The organism is uncultured Tateyamaria sp. (genome assembly GCF_947503045.1).
Lineage (GTDB): Bacteria > Pseudomonadota > Alphaproteobacteria > Rhodobacterales > Rhodobacteraceae > Tateyamaria.
The window spans coordinates 1-17,900 of the sequence record NZ_CANNCF010000004.1 but is presented as its reverse complement, the minus strand read 5'-3'; the positions used below and the strand labels follow the sequence as shown (position 1 = coordinate 17,900).

Below are 17,900 nucleotides of genomic sequence, written 5' to 3'. Positions count from 1 at the left end.
ATGGGGGAAATCGATTCCTTCAAGGCTTATATTGCTTCACTGCGATGGCGGGGAAATTGCTATTCGAATGTTGAATACGCGGTTGCTCACAGTCATATCGGAATTTCATCACACAAAAAACTGAGTCCTTATCCTCCGCTAACTTCAGTCCGCGAACAACAACTTTATATAGGTTCTTAGCTGCATGATCTGGGCGGCCGGTACGCCAGGTTCGCCAAGCGCGCGTTCGAGGATCAGGCCGCCCTCGACAACGCTGGAAACCATGTCACCGAGCGCGTCGAGATCAACTTTGGTCTTAGGTGGGTACTTTTCTGCAATTTGCTCAAACATGGCACGAAATCGCGCACGCCAACCGAGAATTGCCTGCCGATTGAGATCGCGGATCCCGCGGTCGAACAAACGATCCTGGTAGGCTGCGGATGCGATGATGCAGCCAGGATGACCGTTGGGCATGTCGTCCAGCGTCTCTGCCAGCAGTTTCAGTCCAATCAGCAGGGCGTGCAGCGGATCGTCGTTCAGTTCGCGTGCGCGGGCGAAAAGATCGTCATATAGGCGATCTTCGGTGGCGATGTAGCGTTCGATCAGCGCCCGTGCGAGCGCGTTCTTGTCCTTGAAATGATAAAAGAAGCCGCCCCGCGAGATCTCTGCTGCCGCCGCGATTTCTTCGATCGAGGTGGCCTCGAACCCCTTTTCAAGCACTGCGGCCTCGGTGATATCGAGGATCGTCGTTCTCGTATCGGCCATGCACGGCCTCCAAAATCACTGTACTGCAAGTCAAGTTGACAGGGGCTCGGGCCTCATCGCCTAGAGAGCGCTTTCGTAAGACACTGTAATATATTCATTAAATATTCTCAATGACTGGACCGCGGGATCAGTCAACAGGACGTGGGACCGTGCGTATTCCTTGGATGAAACGAACCAAGGAGACGCGACATGCGCATCGACGAATTGACATCGGCCGACCGGTTTTACCTGAGCGACGGCGGGCTTGAGACTTTCATGATCTTTGACAAGGGGTTTGACCTGCCTTGTTTTTCAGCAGCCGCATTGCTGGACAGTGATGCGGGGCGCGCCGCCCTGACCGAGTATTTCGAACGCTTTGCCGGCTTGGCAAAACGCGCGTGTCGCGGGTTTGTCATGGATGTGCCGACCTGGCGCGCAGGGGCCGCCTGGGCCGGTCCGCTGGGTCTGAGCCTCGCCGACACCATTGCCATCAACGCGCGGGCGGTCGCCTTTATGCAAGGCATTCGCACACGCCTCGAGGATCCGGGAAATCCGATCCTGCTCAACGGGCTGGTCGGCCCATCGGGTGATGCCTATGCGCCCGAGGTCGAGCTTTCGGGACGCGAAGCGCTCTTGATCCATGCGCCGCAGATTCAGGCTTTGGGAAAGGCGGGCGTCGACATGATTTCGGCCATGACGCTGACCCATGCGGGCGAGGCCATCGGCATCGCACAAGCGGCGCGCGAGATTGACATACCTGTGGTCATCTCCTTCACGGTCGAAACCGACGGGCGCTTGCCCAGCGGGCAACCGTTGGACGCGGCCATCGAAGAGGTCGATACCGCCACCCGCGCCACGCCGCTCTATTTCATGGTCAACTGTGCCCATCCCGATCACTTCCGCGATGTTCTGGCGACGGGCGGCGCGTGGATCACCCGCATCGGCGGTCTGCGCACCAATGCCTCGCGGCTCAGCCATGCAGAGCTGGATGCGGCCGAAACCCTCGATGACGGCGATCCGCAGGAGCTTGGACAGTTGCACGCGGACCTGTTCCGACTCCTGCCCAACCTGCGCGTGGTGGGCGGCTGTTGCGGCACCGATCATCGGCACGTCGGGTGTATCGCGGCGCAGCAGGCCGCGCGGGCCCCGGCCTGACCGCCTAGAAACCTCTTTCCGACGCGGCCCCTGGCGGTCCGGCTGCGTCACACGTCCTTTCATCCGGGCCGTCACATCAATGGAGCATGTAATGCAGAAACTTATCACTTCCGCGGCCGTTGCCGCCCTCATGATCGGCCAGAGCGCACTGGCAGAGCCCCTGACATCTTTCGATGTCGCCGAAGATCACACGCGGATCTTCATGGCCGCCCAACCGGTTCACGAAAACGGAATGCCCGCCTATGGCAACGCTTTCATCAGTCAGGGGTATATCTATCCAGCTGGCACGCTCGATGCCGAAACGACCGGTGTTCTCGAAGATGGCAGTCCGGCATTTCCGGACCTCGTGCTGGGGACCTGGACCTGTGATGGCTATTTCGTCGGTGAAGGTGGAAACGCGACAACAGGTGTCTGGGTTATCAGCCGACAGGTGTTTGCTTTCGACGATGGCGAGACCGTCGTGACACAGGGCACCGAAATTGCCGATCTGGGCAAACCGAACCTGCGCCCGATCACCGGCGCCACGGGGGAATACGCGAGTTTCGATCGCGGCCTGATCCAGACCACCCTGGGGTTCAACGCCTACATGGCCATCAACGCGACGTATGCGTTCGCCGATGCCCCGGACGATCAGGCTTCGCACGTCAGTCCTGCCGACACCGCCGCAGTGCAAAAAGCGGAATTTCACTACTTCGGGGCCCCGCCATCCGCAAACGACCGGGGCCGCAAAATGGAGTGGGATTCCGGCGTCCCCGTCGGGCCGATGATCGACGCAAGCGCAGCGCCCAATTCTTGACCGCAAAACAAAGTTCCATCGCCCGCGCAAGGCCGGGCGATGGAACGGATCGCAAGATTTCAACAAAGGAACATCACATGAAAGACGGTTTTCACATGTCGATCCGCTCCGCCACAGCCAGGGATGCGGCCGATCTGGCCATCTTGATCGATATCGCGGGCGAGGGCATACCGTCCTGGCTCTGGACCACAAGCGCGACTGACGGACAGTCGCCGCTGGATATTGGAATGGCCCGCGCGTGCCGGACCGACGGCGGGTTTTCCTATGCCAACGCACTGGTTGCCGAACGCGATGGCGATGTTATCGGCATGGGGCTAAGTTATGCCATTGACGCGCCCCCGACAGTTGATCCGAACGACCTGCCCGCACCTATCACCCCTTTCGTGGCGCTTGAGGCACAGTCCGTCGGAACCTGGTATGTGAACGCCCTCGCTGTGCGCGCCTGCGCACGGGGCGGCGGTATCGGTACAGCGCTTCTGTCCGCGGTCGAGGAAACGGCCCGCGGTGCCGGATATGACCGGCTCAGCATTCAGGTCTATGAGCAAAATACGGGCGCCGTGCGTCTCTACCGCCGTGCAGGGTTTGCGCTGGCAGCCAGGGCACCGGTCCGGCTGCACCCATGCCAACCCTACTACACCGGCGACGTCCTGCTTCTGATCAAGCCCGTGGACCGAAATCGCGCGGTCTGAACGCGCATCATTTCCAAGGAAGGTACCCACCATGTTTACCCACTGGTTTGCACTTGCCACCTGCGGCACCGGCTTCACCGCCGGAAGTGTCCTGTTGAAGCGCTTTGCCGATACCGGGCTGGGGCACTTCCTGATACTCGCCTTTCTCATCTTTGGCCTGAGCAATCTCGCCTATGCGCGGCTGCTGGCGCACGGTCTTGGTCAGGGCGCTGTCCTGTCGAGCATGAGCCAGGTGGTCGTCCTGTCGGTGATCGGGGCCGCGGTCTTTGGCGAGCGCTTCAGCGCATCGCAAGCTGCGGGCCTCGGTCTCGCGATCCTGAGCATTTGGCTCTTTACCCGGGCTGCACCTGTCGGAGCCTGATTCCGCGTCCGGCCAGGATAAAGACGACCTGCACGCAAAATGAAATGGAATTCAACATGGCCTCCCGTCCCGCATGCGTATCTCTTTCCACCGTAATCTCGATCGGCGTCGCGGTGGTTCTGCTCTCACAAGCCATGGCCGAACCCGACCTGCAGATCCCGCTGCCCAGACCGCTGGAGGACAGCGACTATCTCTATGACGGCGCACCGGATGATGCGCTGGTGGAGCTGGGGCGGAATCTCTTCTTCGATCCGATCCTGTCGGGAAACCGGAACATCTCCTGCGGGACATGCCATGATCCCGCCTTCGGGTCCGGCGACGGTCTCGCGCTTGGGATCGGAGAAGGCGGTTTTGGCGCGGGTCCGGATCGTATTACCAAGGACCCGGTCACGGGCCGCGTGCCCCGCAATGCGCAGCCCCTGTGGAACGTCGGCGCACGCGGCTACACCGCGATGTTCCACGATGGGCGCGTGGAGGCCCTAAACACCGCTGGCATCCGCAGCCCGGCAGGCCGCTACTTGCCCGGAGACGTGCCGGGCGTACTGGCTGCCCAGGCATTTTTTCCGGTGACCTCGCCCATCGAAATGGCGGGGCAGTATGGCGAAAATCCGATTGCCAACGCCGCGCATATGGAAAACCGGACCACCGTGTGGTCCATGCTTGCCGCGCGCGTTGCGGCGGTGCCGGGCTATCTGGACGAACTGCGCGCTGCCTTTCCGGAAATCGAAACCGCCAGTGACGTTGAATACATCCATATCGCAGAGGCGCTGGCTGCGTTTCAGACCGTCGCGTTCCGGTCAGACCAAAGCCCGTTCGATCAGGTGCTGCGCACCCGCGACCCGTCGCATCTTGCCCCGGCGGCACAATCGGGACTGGACCTTTTCTATGGAAAGGCGGGATGTGCGCGCTGTCACGGCGGGCCACTTCTGACCGATCACGATTTTCACGCCATTGCCACCCCCCAGATTGGACCCGGCAAGGGGCATAGTTCGGACAGAACCTATTGGCAAAGCAGTGGGTTTCCGGTCAGAACCGAAGACGAAGGTCGCCATCGTGTGACCCTCGACGACACTGACCTCTTTGCCTTTCGTACGCCATCACTGCGTAATGTGACCCTGACAGGGCCGTGGGGACATAGCGGCGCATTCGACCGCCTCGAGGATATGGTTCGGCACCACCTCGATCCTGAAACGAGCCTCTTGGACTTTGCCGAGGAGACCGTGCAATTGCCGCAGCTGGCGCGCATCCAACGGCTCTCGTCCCGGGGTTCGGACATCAGGTTTTCGCCGCTCGAAGATCATCGCCGCGAACCATTTATGGCCCGAGATCGCTGGGTCATGGCTTCCTCGGACCTGACAGCGCGTATTGCCGCAGCGAACGAACTTGAACCCGTTTTGCTGAGCGATCGCGAGATCGCAGACATTTTGGCTTTTCTCGACAGCTTGACGGACGAAAGCGCCAAAGACCGGGCATTTCTTGTGCCCGAAAGCGTGCCATCTGGGCTTCCTCCGCAACCTCGCCAAAACGACCTGATCTCAAACTGACAGGACGGCCCAAAGCGGCCGGCCACCTGGCGGCCCAGATGCTGCAGACGCAGCCCGCATTTCGGACATTCGCTGCGTTTGTTCCACCTGGGTGAAGGAGAATATCTTCACCGCCTTTGATCAGTGCTTCGATTCACCTGTCCCAGCCAAAGCCTTCGTTGCCTTCGTCTCAAAAAAGGAAAATCCCGTATTGCCGGTCGAAAATTGGTCAAAAAATTCTCTTGCATCTAACGTCGCGTGAGGCCGTATGCTCGATCCCATGAGCAACAAACACACACCGAACGAAGATCGGGCGATTGGCGAAATCGCTGCCGCAGCAGGCCTGACAATCCGCACTTTGCACTACTACGAAGAAATTGGCTTGTTGCGTGCCTCAAAGCGAACGGAGGCAGGACACCGCATCTATACAGAGGCCGATGTAACTCGGCTCTATCGCATCAAGATGCTGCGCAGCTTTGGGCTTCCGCTATCCGAGATTGTTCAAGCACTTGACGATCCGGCGTGGGACTTAAAGGGCACGATGACATCGCAACTGGCAGAGCTCGAGCGGCGGATCGTCGTTGAGAGCCGGTTGGGCGCGCGGCTCAAGCGGTTGCTGGCGTCCGAAGACATCACCTTGGCCAACAGCAGCACCGATATGCTTTCGCTCTTGGAGGAAATGGCAATGATTGAACAAACCGTAGAGAACCGGGTTTCGATACTGGTGTATGAGGATCTTGAGCAGGCGTTTCGCTTCCTTCAAGACGCATTCGCACTGGGTCCGGGAGAGCTGAGGCGCGACACAGACGGAACCGTGGCCCATGGCGAGATCGAGGCCGGGAACGGTGTTATCTGGCTCCATCCGGAATCGGACGAATACGGCCTGTCATCGCCAAAAGCGCTTGGCGGCACCAGTTCAACGATCGCGGTCATGGTCGCGGACGTGGATGCTCACTTTCAGCACGCGCGTGAATTTGGGGTATCGATTGTGTATGACCCTGTCGATCAACCATATGGCTATCGCGAATACAGCGCACGCGATCTTGAAGGTCACCTTTGGTCGTTCATGAAGCGCCTCACATGAACAGAATTGTCTGACATCAGCGCCTGTGGTTCTGATGTCTGACAGAGACGCAGATCTACTATAAGACAGGAAACTTGCCGGCGGTTCAGCTTTGGCTTGGACACACCAAGATCGACAGTACAGTGCGGTACTAGAGGTCGATCTTGAGGATGCGCTAGCAATCGCTGAGGCCATTGAAATCTAGCAATTTCTGGATCGCCGTCGCGGGCGGCCCGGAGCTGCCGTTGACCTGACATGCCAAACGCCGCAGCGCGGCCCGTCGGTCCTGACGTTCGCTGCAACTGCGAATTGACCAAATGCATCCCTCCATCCATGATTAGATTAACAAGGAGCCCTTGATCCCATGACCATCCGAAGTATCGTCTTCGTCACTGTTGCTTTCATTGCTTCGGCGAAAACCGGGTGGGCACAAGATCTTCACCTGCCCACGCGCGAGACTCCGATCCCAGAGACAACGAATGGCGTTCCTCATGTTCAACTCGGCATTGAGCCGAACCCGGACCTATCTGAGAAGCTACTTGAACGGGTCGCTGAGTTTCCGGGGGTCAACATCGGGCCGACGCGAGTTTCACTTCCAGGAGCGGTTGGGTTTCAGCTGGACGATGATATGTCTTTGGCACATCCAGAAGTTATTGTTGGTGGTCTCGAGTTTGCGCATCTCCACCCGGACGGAAGTTTGCATGCGTCTCTAGAGCCTGACTTGGCAAGAAAGGCCGTTCAGGCAGGTTGGGCCATTGCGCATCCTTGGGCTAATCAGCGCGAAGGGTGGGACGGATTTGTCATGATTTACACACCAACAAACTTGGAAGAGCTCGACATCGTATTGGAACTGGTTGAGCAATCATATGGTTACGTAACAGGTCGAGCTATCAATCCATAATCCATTTGGTCTCCAAAAACGGCCCATTCCTGCCATTGCCGTTGCAGTCAAGCGCTGCGGCGCAGCTTCACCAGACCGGACTTTCGCCGCACTGCCGAAATGCTGCCCCGCTCGAACTCACAGAGCGCAGGACGAAACAGCCATTGAAGCATCTCTGTTCCAAGTGGGCGCTAAGTCGATAGTCTCAGGGCAATTGATAGAAGAATTGATACTAACAAAGAGATACCAGAAACGAATTTGATGGACTTAAGCAGGTAAATGAACTTCCTCAATCTGTCGTGCGTGATTTCTGAAACCTTATACTTTCTGTTTGGTATTAAATAGAAACCTTCGAATTTCACTCCATTGAAGTGTTGCGCGAAATTGAAGTTTGCAAATTTCTCAATGACTGTGGCGAAGCTCCATATCACGAGCGAAAACATTACAACCTGTTGTAGCATTTTGCCCATTTCCGTTGCCGCGTTTGAGTTCTTACGATGCCAATCGAGGGGATTTCAATGCCCACTTCGGGCTCGTTGCGGACCTCGGATGCGACGCAGCATCCTGTGATATGGTGGCATCGTCAACGTCGGGTTGTCGTTGTGGGAGGGCATGGCGGATCGGAGGATCAGTCATGGAAACACCAAACTTACCAGCCATTCGCGCTCTGCGTCCTGCATGGAACAAGGGCCGCATCGTAGGTCAAAAGCGACCACTGAAACCAAAGCATGTCTGGGCGATACGCGTGCGACTTGAATTGGCAGAAAACCATCGCGATCTCGCCCTGTTCAACATGGCTATCGACAGCAAGCTGCGCGGGTGTGACTTGGTGAGGATGAAAGTCGTCGACGTCATGGCGTCTGGTCAGATCAAAGAGCGGGCTTCCGTGCTACAAAGCAAAACTCAGAAACCTGTGCGATTTGAGATATCCGAAGGCACACGCGCCTCCGTCGAAAAGTGGATGGAAGATGAGATCATGGTCGGCTCGGAGTACCTTTGGCCGGGTCGGTTCCATGAACGCCTGCACATCTCGACACGCCAGTATGCCCGGATCGTCCGGGATTGGGTCACGTCGATCGGTCTGGAGGCCAGCGCATACGGAACGCATTCGATGCGGAGGACAAAAGTCACACAGATATACAAGAAGACCGGCAACCTGAGGGCGGTTCAGCTGCTACTTGGGCACACCAAGATGGACAGCACCGTCAGATATCTGGGTGTTGAACTCGAAGACGCTCTTGCGATTGCAGAGGCCATAGAAATCTAACAACTTGGGCCGTCTTCGCGGGCGGCCCATAGCTGCCTTTCCCCGATCGCAATGGATGCTGCACTTGCACCATCCAAAGCGGCCGTTCACCGCGGGCGCCGAGCGTTAAACTAAGTTAGTTCCAGCGGCATTGGAAAGGCTCGTATCGGTCACCGGTTTTTCGACGAAAACAGCATCCTCGATCTGCAGTCCACGAAGGGAGGATTTTCCGCTGATCAGGATCCGCCCAGCCTCCGGTGCAAGTCCGCGCGCGCGCGCCAGAACATCAAGGCCGCTCAGCGCTCCGCCCAGATCAAAGTCGCTGACAACAAGGTCAAAGTGGTTTGCCTGCAGTGCCTCAATGGCTTCTTCGGCAGCGACGCAGGGATAGGCATCGTATCCAAGAGTTTCCAGAACCCTCGTTGTGACTACGCGATCTGTTTCGCAATCATCCACCAACAGCGCTTTCTTGCGAGCTCCTACGGGCTCAGCGGTTTCCCAATCGATGGCAAGAGGCATCTTAAGGGTGACGTCTGTGCCAGTGCCCACCTGGCTATTGATCTCAAGCTTGCCGCCGCTTTGGTTGATGAACCCATAAACAATCGACAGGCCAAGGCCAGTGCCACCCATACTCGCACGTGTGGTAAAGAACGGCTGAATGGCCTTTCGTTTGATGTCTTCCGTCATGCCAGACCCTGTATCAGAGACGGCGATTTCGGCGTGGCTATCGCCTTGTTCTGCAAGGCGGATACGAATTTCCCCTGTTTCGGCGATCGCGTTATTGGCGTTGAGCACGACATTGAAGACAGCAGATTCAAGCTGCCCGGGGTCAGCCCGCACATGCAACGGCGCCTCAGAGGGGGTGACCTGCAGCCGCACGCCTGGCTTGAGACTGATTTCCACAAGTTCGACCATGCCTTCGACCAACGTATTGAGTTCCACGATCTCTGGGGAAAGAGGTTGCTTGCGGGCGAAGGCCAATAGCCGCTCTGTCAGCGACGCGCCGTATTCCAGTGCATTTTCAATTGCCGAGAGGTTGTCCGGGCTATCAGGAACCTGCTTTTCCAGCAGGTGGGCATGGGTCCTGATCGTCGCCAGAATGTTCGAAAAGTCATGTGCCGTGTCGCCGGCGAGTTTGCCCAAAAGCTCTATCCGGTCGATTTGCTCGACCCGGTCGGCCATCCGACGCTGTTCGGTCACATCCGAAATCAGCCAGACGCGGCCTTCTTCCGGCAGGCGACTGACGCGCACTTCAAGGATTTGCTCATCATGCGACGACAGGAGCACATAGCCACGGTGTCTAACGTTTAGGCGCGCCTCTTTGGCAGAGGCGCCGAAATCGGATTGGTAGATCCAGTCCACCAAGGACCCGGTGATGCGATCAACCGACAAGATGCGCGCGAAGGCCGGGTTGGACGCCGTCAACTTGCCGGTATTATCTGTGATCGCCAGCCCGTCAGTGATGTTTGCAAAGACCTTTTCGAACAGGGCGTTTCGTTGGTCCAAAAGCCGGTTAGACCGATCCAGGCGGAGCGCGTTGGCGCGAAAGCTGCGAAAGGACCGAAAGAGATCGGCAATCTCGTCATCGCCGGCAAGACGCCGCGGCAGCACGCTGCTGCGGTCACCATTGGCCAGCCGCACCATAGCCTCAGAAACGCGCCCGATATTATGAGCCACGTAGCGCGACACATAGAGCGCGGCGATCAGCGCCAAACCTAAGGCCGCAAGGCTTACAATGGCGACAAAGACGCGAGTGAACTGGATTGTGTTCGACGATGAAGACCGCTCTTCGGTCAGTATGCCTTCAGCGCGCTTGGCAAAGTTGAGGGCCAATTCGTTCACACCATTGGCGTCTCGCCTGATCCGGAAGAGAGCGTTTTGCGCATCCAGTCCAAGCCCCAGTTCGACCTTGCGCAATTCGAAAATACCCACATCGCCGTATACCAGCGCGTCGAGGCTAGCGAGGTATTGCAACTGTTCTTCGGTCTTGTCAGCGGAACGCACCAGTTGGCCTTGTCGCTGATAGTGGCGCTGTTCTTCGCCTACGCCGATCAGATTGCCTGCATATGCCGCATTCAGGGCATCTGCGTTCATGCTTTGCAAAGTCCACCATGTGAGGCGCTCATTGGTTGTCGCACTTTGATCTTCAATCCGCAGCGTGACCTCCTCCCTCAAGGTGCTGAGGTCCGCTATGCGCGCGCGCACAAGGGTTTGCACCTGATCGAGCGTCTGTGAGGCGGCTATCAAATCGCGGACGCCGGTTTCCATTGAATGGGTGAAGGCAATCAGCGCCGTTCGGTCCTCGTCTGATGCAGACCTCTCGGGCCATTCGTTTCGCACACTCTCTAACACATCGAGAAGGGCTGCACCTTCTTGTTGGATGAGGAAATTGGACCGCTGATTGAGCAGATATGGTGCCGATGTCGCCAAATCGGAAGAGCGTTTCGACAGATCAATCGCGCGCGCCACCTGGCTGAGCGACTGCTGGTGCAACTCTTGCAAACGGTTATCGACCCGCTGCAAAGCAACCCCTGTAAGCACACTGATGCAGACAATGGCCAAAGACAGCAGTCCCAACGCGGTCCAGAGACGGCCGCGTACACTTCGCGGCAGCATCAAGGGACCTCTGCCACAAAGATGTAACCTTGCCCGCGTCGCGTTTGCAGATGCACCGGCTTGGAAGGGTTCTCTTCGATCTTGCGGCGTAACCTCAGGATAAGGACATCAATGGTCCGGTCGACGTATTTCGTCAGATCATTGCCAAGTTCTGAGAGCAATTCTACGCGCGTGATGACCTGATTGGGACGTTCAAGGAAGTATTCCAAGAGCCTGTATTCCGCGTTGGTCAGTGCGATTTCCGTTTCGGATTCATCAAAAAGAACCCGGCTCTTTTGATCGATGGCAAAACGTCCAAACCCCAATCGGGACGGCTCTGGCCGAGAGGACGAAACAGCCTCGGACTTGCCGTAGCGGCGCAGAACGGCCCGGATGCGGGCCACTAATTCACGTGGATTGAAGGGCTTCAACAGGTAGTCATCCGCGCCCACTTCAAGTCCGACGATTTTGTCGGTTTCGTCCCCGCGCCCTGTCAGCATTACGATAGGCAGATCACTTGATTTGCGAATATCCATGGCAAGCGAGAGGCCACTTTCATCCCGAAGCTGCAGGTCGATCAAGACGAGATCAAGGGAAACCTCACGCTCAGCCGCACGGTACTCCGAAATGTTCGCCATCGGCACCGGATCGAATTGGTTTTCAGCCAGCAATGCCATGAGCGCGTCGCGCATTGACGCCTCGTCATCCACAATTCCGATCTTTAGTCGCGACAAGTTCGGTCTCCTTCCCTTTGGCCCTTCTAGCACCAATGTTTGTCCGACGTCGCAAGCTTATTTGTTTCGATTATTACAGTTTGGGACCCGCGCCGTAACACTGTTAACGCGAAGCAACCCTGTCTGTAGCTTTGTTCATGGAGCCTTCGTATCAAAGAGAGAAGTAACCCCATACGACTTGTCAGCAGCCAAGCGCGGAGGAGCGCGCGGCGTGCAAAACTCTTCGGGAGGACAAGATGAAGAAAATAGGAATGATCTCGGCCGCAACTCTCATGGCGTCTGGTGTCGCAGCGTGGGCGGATGAACTGAGCGTTGTGTGCAGCGCGGAACAGGATTGGTGTGACCTGATGGTTGGCGCCTTTGAGGCGGAGAACCCCGACACCGATGTACTTATGGTACGCAAATCCACTGGCGAAACGCTTGCACAGATTCGCGCTGAGGCCGGCAACCCCAAGATTGACGTCTGGTGGGGCGGAACCGGCGACCCACACCTGATCGCAGCCGAAGAAGGCCTGACGCAGCCTTCCGGTGTGGACACAAGTAAGTTGCTGGGCTGGGCTCAGAACATGGCCGAGATTTCTGAAGGCCGCACTGTCGGCATCTATGCCGGTGCATTGGGTATCGCCTACAACACCGAAATTCTGGCAGACAAAGGCATTGCCCCGCCGGAATGCTGGGCCGATTTGGCGGACCCACGGTTTGAGGGCGAAATTCAGGTCGCAAACCCGAACTCCTCGGGCACAGCCTACACCGAACTCGCTACATTCGTTCAGCTCTTTGGCGAAGACGAAGCAATGGAACGGCTGGCCGCCATCGGGGCCAACGTGAACTCGTACACCAAATCCGGCTCCGCCCCGACAAAGGCTGCGGCTCGCGGCGAAACGGGTGTCTCCATCGGCTTCATGCACGACATGGTGAACCAAGCGGCCATCGGCTTTCCACTGGCGATCGTCGCACCCTGCGAAGGCACCGGATATGAAGTCGGCGCTGTGTCGATCATCGAAGGTGCCCGCAATCTTGAGGGGGCTCAAGCCTGGGTTGAATTCGCCTTGCGGGCTGACATCCAATCCCGAGCGCCCGAGGTCGGATCTTTCCAAGTACCATCTAATTCTAACGCCTCGGTGGCACCACAATCCCCGGACCTCGCCTCGATCAAGCTGATCGACTACGACTTCGCGACCTACGGCTCATCCGAGACCCGTGAACGTTTGCTGGCCCGTTGGGACGTCGAAGTGGGCGACCCGAACCCGCAGCAATAATCCTCCCTGTCGGCCCCGCTCATCGCGGGACGGACGACGGATGCTCCGCCTTAGATGGCGGGGCATCCCCAATCTGCATGGACAAAATAATGAAAAAGACAGTCCTCTTTTGGCTGATCCTTGGGCTATTCGGGTTTGTGTGCCTGCCGTGGCATATGACCGACGGCGGCATTCTTGACGCGAGGTGGGTGACCGATGGCACCGCCTCGACCGGTCTATTTGCGAGCATTGCGGGACAATGGTGGCTGACACCGGTTGGTCTGACGCTCCTTGGCGCATTGATCATTCAGCTTAGCGTAATAGATCCTGTTCGCCGTGCGCGACTGACCCTAGGGACGTCAGTCTTTGGGTTGGTCCTGCTGGCTGTGCAAGGCCTTGTTATCGTCCGCGCGGGCCCGCGCATACTTGAGACGTTGCTCACTTCCGAAACAATTTTGGCCGGGCAGCCTGGAATGGGTGCAGGTGCCGCGGTTTGCGCGTTGGCCTTACTGTTCTCATCCACCATATCCATCTCTCAGTCAGGCAAAGGCCAAGGCGACGCCTTTGTTGTCAATACCATCGGACTGATCGTGGCGCTTGTTGCAATTTTTGTGTTCTTTCCTGTCATTCACATTCTAGTCCGTGCCTTTGAGGTCGACGGTGGCTATGCCTTAACCGAATTCTTCCCCCGCTTTTTTAGCAGCGACATATGGGGTCTTGGATGCCTGATCAGGGACCGATCCTGTGGTGTTGCTATCAATTCGCTGTTCCTTGCGGTGATGACCGGGGCGGGCACAACGCTTCTGGGCCTCTCCTTTGCGCTTATCTTCACGCGTACCGATTTCCGAGCCAAGACAGTCCTGCGCATCTTGACAGTGTTGCCGATCATCACCCCACCCTTTGTGATTGGTCTCGCGCTTATCCTTTTGTTTGGGCGCGCCGGCACCGTGACCGAGTTCTTCGCGGACCTTCTGGGATGGGAAGCGACCCGCTGGCTCTATGGTTTCTGGGGCATCTATTTTGCACAGCTCTTATCGTTCACGCCCATTGCGTTTCTCGTTCTCATCGGAGTCGTCCAAGGCGTCAGCCCTTCAATGGAGGAAGCCAGCCAAACGCTGGACGCCGACCGCTGGCAGACATTCCGCTTTGTTTCACTACCATTGATGCGTCCCGGCCTCGCCAATGCGTTCCTGCTCGGTTTCATTGAAAGTCTTGCAGACTTTGGCAATCCACTCGTGTTGGGCAGCGGATACAACGTACTATCCACAGACATTTACTTTGCAATTGTCGGCGCCGTTGCGGACCCGGCCAAGGCCGCGATCCTTGCGATTGCGCTGCTAACCCTGACGCTCTCGGCGTTCATGGCGCAGCGCATCTGGCTTGGCAAAAAGTCCTATGCGACGATCACGGGCAAAGCCGATAGCGGTCAGAACGCCAGCCTGAACCCGGTTCTGAAATGGGTCTGCTACGGCACCGCGCTGCCCTGGGCCGCGCTGACGGTGGTAGTCTATTCCATGATCATCTTCGGCAGTTTCGTGAAACTCTGGGGCTACAATCACAGCTTCACGTTGGATCACTACATCCGCGCCTTTGGCATCGACTTTACCACTGGCCGTTGGACGGGCGTTGCCTGGGACAGCTACTTCACAACGCTCACGATCTCATCCGTTGCAGCCCCGCTGACGGCCGTGGTGGGTCTGTCGACCGCTTACCTGCTGGTACGCCAAAAATTCGTCGGCAAAGACGCGTTTGAGTTTTCAACCATGCTAAGCTTTGCGATCCCCGGCACAGTGATTGGCGTGAGCTACATCATGGCTTTCAACTTCCCCCCGATTGAGCTGACAGGAACGTCGATCATCCTGATCATCGTTTTTGTGTTCCGCAACATGCCAGTGGGCGTGCGTGGCGGCATCGCGGCAATGAGCCAGCTGGACAAAAGCCTTGATGAGGCGTCGATCACGCTGGGGGCCAACAGTTTCACCACCGTGCGCCGGGTGATCCTGCCTCTGATGGGCCCCGCCATCTTGGCCGCGCTCACCTACAGTTTTGTGCGGGCCATCACTTCGGTCAGCGCAGTGATCTTTCTGGTCAGCGCCAAACACAACATGGCCACGTCCTTCATCGTAGGTCGGGTCGAAAACGGTGAGTTCGGTCTCGCCATCGCATACTCTGCGGTGCTGATCATTACGATGCTAGCCGCCATTCTAATTCTGCAACTTTTGGTTGGAACGCGCCGCCTGCGCCGCTCTGACCGCGTCCAACAGGCGTAAGGAAACTATCATGACACAGACTACAGGCTCCGTCCGCTTTGAAGGCGTGGTGAAAAAATACGGCGCGGTGACAGCACTGAAAAAGCTCGACCTGTCCATCGATCCCGGCAAACTCGTGACCCTCCTTGGCCCCAGTGGCTGCGGGAAAACAACGACCCTGCGCCTGATCGCCGGGCTTGAGATGGCAACCGAAGGCAGCATCCATATCGGTGGCGAGGACGTCACCCACCTGACCGCGACCTACCGCAAAGTCTCGATGGTGTTTCAATCCTACGCCCTCTTCCCGCATATGACCGTGCGCGAGAATGTGGCCTATGGGTTGACTGTCAAATCGATCCCGAAGGCTGAAGCCGCGCAAGAGGCTGACGACGGGCTGGAACTGGTCGGACTCGCTGGCTTTGGCGATCGCCTGCCCAGCGAGCTTTCGGGCGGGCAGCAGCAACGTGTCGCAGTGGCGCGCGCTATTGTCCTCGAACCGGAGGTGCTGTTGCTCGACGAGCCCCTCTCGAACCTTGATGCCAAGCTGCGCCGCCATGTGCGCGAGGAAATCCGCCAGATCCAGCAACGCCTTGGCCTGACGGCCGTTTACGTGACCCATGACCAAGAAGAGGCAATGGCCGTCTCTGACAACATCATCGTCATGAATAACGCAGAAATCGCCCAAATCGGGACACCCGGTGACCTCTACGAAGCGCCCAACTCCGCCTTCATTGCTGACTTTATTGGCGACGCCAACCTCGTACCTTGCGAGGTTGAAGCAACCACCAATAAGGTAGCAACAGCCATGTTGAACGGTCAAAAGCTGAATGTTCCAAGCAATGGCACCCACAAAGGGGCCGCGCAGATGGTTCTCAGGCCTCATGCGCTAAAACTCACCGCTCCCGGCACTTCAGGACTGGTGGGCCAGATCAGCTATGCGGCGTACTTGGGCAAGGAAATGCAATACACGGTCGACACCCCTGTTGGCTCACTCTTCATCATTGCACCCGTTCAAGCAAATCCATTTGCACAGGGAGACAGCGTGTCAGTCGGGATCATTGAGGAACAGGCGCGCCTTGTCTCGGGCTGATCAGATTTTGCAATCGGTGTTCCACCATCAAGGCCGGACATGGTGCTGCCTGTCGGACGAATGGCTAACGCTCTTTGAGGCCGAAGGCTTTACCGTCGCAATTTTTGATTGCGATGGAACGCTGGTTGACAGCATGCAAGCGCATCTTCATGCGATGCAATCCGCTGCTCTGGAGCAAGGGCATGAGATGTCACCGGATTGGTATGCTAGACGGACAGGGTTGGACCGGACCTCCCTCTTTGCAGAATTCCAGCAGACGGTGAAGGGCAGCTTTGATGTTGAACGCGCCATCGTAACAAGCATTGAGTGTTTTTACGAAATTTCGCACCTGATCAGACCTATACCAGCAGTGCTCGCATTCGCGCGCTCTTTGCAACGCAAAGGCATCCCGCTGGCGGTCGCAACAAATGCTGAGCGTGATGTGGCCAATGCTTCATTGTCGGCTGTGAATGCAACAGCCCTATTCGATTGCGTCGTTAGCATTTCGGACGACGTTCGTCCAAAGCCATCGCCCGAGATGTTCGAACTTGCAGCGCATCTGTTGGGGCTACCGCCGAACAAAATACTCGTCATCGAAGACTCGCCGCAGGGCGTTCAGGCGGCAATATCAGGCGGGATGAGTACGATCCAGCTGTTGGAAGAAAACAGGCCTTCATAGCGGTCGGACTCTGCAGTCTCCCTTTGTCCGAACGATGTCCCTGCGGCAATAGTTGACGGTTCGTTGCACCAACGAAAATAGAATTGGTTTCGATGATATGCTAAGCAGGACAACGCTAGGTTGTCGTTGTGGGGGGCAAGGCGGATCGGAGGATACGTCATGGAACAGACCCCAAACCTATCAGCCATTCGGGCGCTTCGCCCCGCTTGGAATAAGGGACGGATCGTCGGTCAGAAGCGACCACTAAAACCAAAGCACGTCTGGGCGATCCGCGTGCGACTTGAACTGGCCGAGAACCATCGCGACCTCGCACTTTTCAACATGGCGATCGACAGCAAACTTCGCGGTTGTGATCTTGTGAAGATGAAAGTGGTCGACGTCATGGCATCTGGCCAAATCAAAGAACGGGCATCGGTGCTGCAAAGCAAAACGCAGAAACCAGTGCGCTTCGAGATATCCGAAGGCACACGCGCCTCAGTTGAAAAGTGGATGGAGGACGAAGTTATGGTCGGTTCAGAGTACCTGTGGCCGGGCCGGTTTCACGAACGCCTCCACATTTCAACACGCCAATATGCAAGGATTGTCCGTGATTGGGTGACATCAATAGGATTAGAAGCCAGTGCTTACGGAACGCATTCAATGAGGCGTACAAAAGTTACACAGATCTATAAGAAGACCGGCAACTTGCGGGCAGTTCAGCTTCTCCTTGGACACACCAAGATGGACAGCACGGTCCGGTACCTGGGCGTCGAACTTGAGGACGCACTAGCAATCGCTGAGGCTATTGAAATCTGACATTTTGGGCCGCCTTCGTTGGCGGCCCATTGCGGATGAGGTGGGTGGCTCCTGCTCCACCGGCATCGAGTGTGCCAAAGTGCAGTTATCAACGACTGCTAGGAA

16 protein-coding genes and 1 pseudogene are annotated in these 17,900 nt (G+C 57.2%); 14 read left to right on the top strand and 3 right to left on the bottom strand.

All coding sequences use genetic code 11. The features are described 5' to 3' along the window. Positions 1–144: 144 nt before the first annotated feature. Positions 145–744: a TetR/AcrR family transcriptional regulator gene (locus tag Q1A89_RS16305; protein ID WP_299730643.1), complete on the bottom strand. Its 600-nt coding sequence runs from the start codon at positions 742–744 to the stop codon at positions 145–147. 189 nt (positions 745–933) lie between these two features. Between Q1A89_RS16305 and Q1A89_RS16300 the strand changes: the two genes are divergently transcribed. The 9 genes and pseudogenes from Q1A89_RS16300 (at position 934) to Q1A89_RS16260 (ending at position 8,457) form a co-directional block, all read left to right on the top strand. Continuing rightward, positions 934–1,878 carry a homocysteine S-methyltransferase family protein gene (locus Q1A89_RS16300; RefSeq protein ID WP_299730640.1) on the top strand — a complete coding sequence of 315 codons (945 nt, stop codon included), beginning with the start codon at positions 934–936 and terminating at the stop codon, positions 1,876–1,878. A gap of 91 nt (positions 1,879–1,969) precedes the next feature. Next, on the top strand, positions 1,970–2,674 hold the full coding sequence (locus Q1A89_RS16295) for a hypothetical protein (RefSeq protein ID WP_299730637.1): 705 nt from the start codon (positions 1,970–1,972) through the stop codon (positions 2,672–2,674). Between the two features lie 77 nt (positions 2,675–2,751). After that, positions 2,752–3,363, top strand: a complete 612-nt coding sequence (locus Q1A89_RS16290) for a GNAT family N-acetyltransferase (protein WP_299730634.1) — start codon at positions 2,752–2,754, stop codon at positions 3,361–3,363. Between the two features lie 31 nt (positions 3,364–3,394). Continuing rightward, positions 3,395–3,724 (top strand): hypothetical protein, encoded by a 330-nt coding sequence (locus Q1A89_RS16285; protein ID WP_299730631.1) that lies wholly within the window; start codon positions 3,395–3,397, stop codon positions 3,722–3,724. A gap of 56 nt (positions 3,725–3,780) precedes the next feature. Further along, complete coding sequence (locus tag Q1A89_RS16280) at positions 3,781–5,268, top strand: cytochrome c peroxidase (protein ID WP_299730628.1); 1,488 nt, start codon at positions 3,781–3,783, stop codon at positions 5,266–5,268. A gap of 259 nt (positions 5,269–5,527) precedes the next feature. Next, a complete protein-coding gene (locus Q1A89_RS16275; RefSeq protein ID WP_299730625.1) occupies positions 5,528–6,331 on the top strand; it encodes a MerR family transcriptional regulator in 804 nt (267 codons plus the stop codon). Between the two features lie 47 nt (positions 6,332–6,378). Then, positions 6,379–6,515, top strand: a pseudogene (locus Q1A89_RS16270) (integrase); the annotation flags it as partial. A gap of 159 nt (positions 6,516–6,674) precedes the next feature. After that, positions 6,675–7,211, top strand: a complete 537-nt coding sequence (locus Q1A89_RS16265; protein ID WP_299730622.1) for a luciferase family protein — start codon at positions 6,675–6,677, stop codon at positions 7,209–7,211. 613 nt (positions 7,212–7,824) lie between these two features. Then, complete coding sequence (locus tag Q1A89_RS16260; RefSeq protein WP_299730619.1) at positions 7,825–8,457, top strand: tyrosine-type recombinase/integrase; 633 nt, start codon at positions 7,825–7,827, stop codon at positions 8,455–8,457. A 105-nt stretch (positions 8,458–8,562) separates the two neighbouring features. On the opposite strand, the gene Q1A89_RS16255 is transcribed toward Q1A89_RS16260, so the two are convergent. Next, on the bottom strand, positions 8,563–11,013 hold the full coding sequence (locus tag Q1A89_RS16255; RefSeq protein WP_299730616.1) for an ATP-binding protein: 2,451 nt from the start codon (positions 11,011–11,013) through the stop codon (positions 8,563–8,565). A 38-nt stretch (positions 11,014–11,051) separates the two neighbouring features. Beyond that, positions 11,052–11,741 carry a response regulator transcription factor gene (locus Q1A89_RS16250; RefSeq protein WP_299730613.1) on the bottom strand — a complete coding sequence of 230 codons (690 nt, stop codon included), beginning with the start codon at positions 11,739–11,741 and terminating at the stop codon, positions 11,052–11,054. Positions 11,742–12,001: 260 nt separating this feature from the next. Between Q1A89_RS16250 and Q1A89_RS16245 the strand changes: the two genes are divergently transcribed. From Q1A89_RS16245 to Q1A89_RS16225, 5 genes are all read left to right on the top strand, one after another. Next, on the top strand, positions 12,002–13,024 hold the full coding sequence (locus Q1A89_RS16245; RefSeq protein ID WP_299730610.1) for an ABC transporter substrate-binding protein: 1,023 nt from the start codon (positions 12,002–12,004) through the stop codon (positions 13,022–13,024). Between the two features lie 89 nt (positions 13,025–13,113). After that, entirely contained in the window at positions 13,114–15,273 is a 2,160-nt protein-coding gene (locus Q1A89_RS16240; RefSeq protein WP_299730608.1) for an iron ABC transporter permease, read from the top strand. A 10-nt stretch (positions 15,274–15,283) separates the two neighbouring features. Next, positions 15,284–16,342 carry an ABC transporter ATP-binding protein gene (locus Q1A89_RS16235; protein WP_299730604.1) on the top strand — a complete coding sequence of 353 codons (1,059 nt, stop codon included), beginning with the start codon at positions 15,284–15,286 and terminating at the stop codon, positions 16,340–16,342. Positions 16,343–16,358: 16 nt separating this feature from the next. Then, positions 16,359–17,000, top strand: coding sequence for an HAD family phosphatase (locus Q1A89_RS16230; protein WP_299731939.1), 642 nt, complete (start codon positions 16,359–16,361; stop codon positions 16,998–17,000). Positions 17,001–17,159: 159 nt separating this feature from the next. Further along, complete coding sequence (locus Q1A89_RS16225) at positions 17,160–17,795, top strand: tyrosine-type recombinase/integrase (protein ID WP_299730601.1); 636 nt, start codon at positions 17,160–17,162, stop codon at positions 17,793–17,795. Positions 17,796–17,900 lie beyond the last annotated feature (105 nt).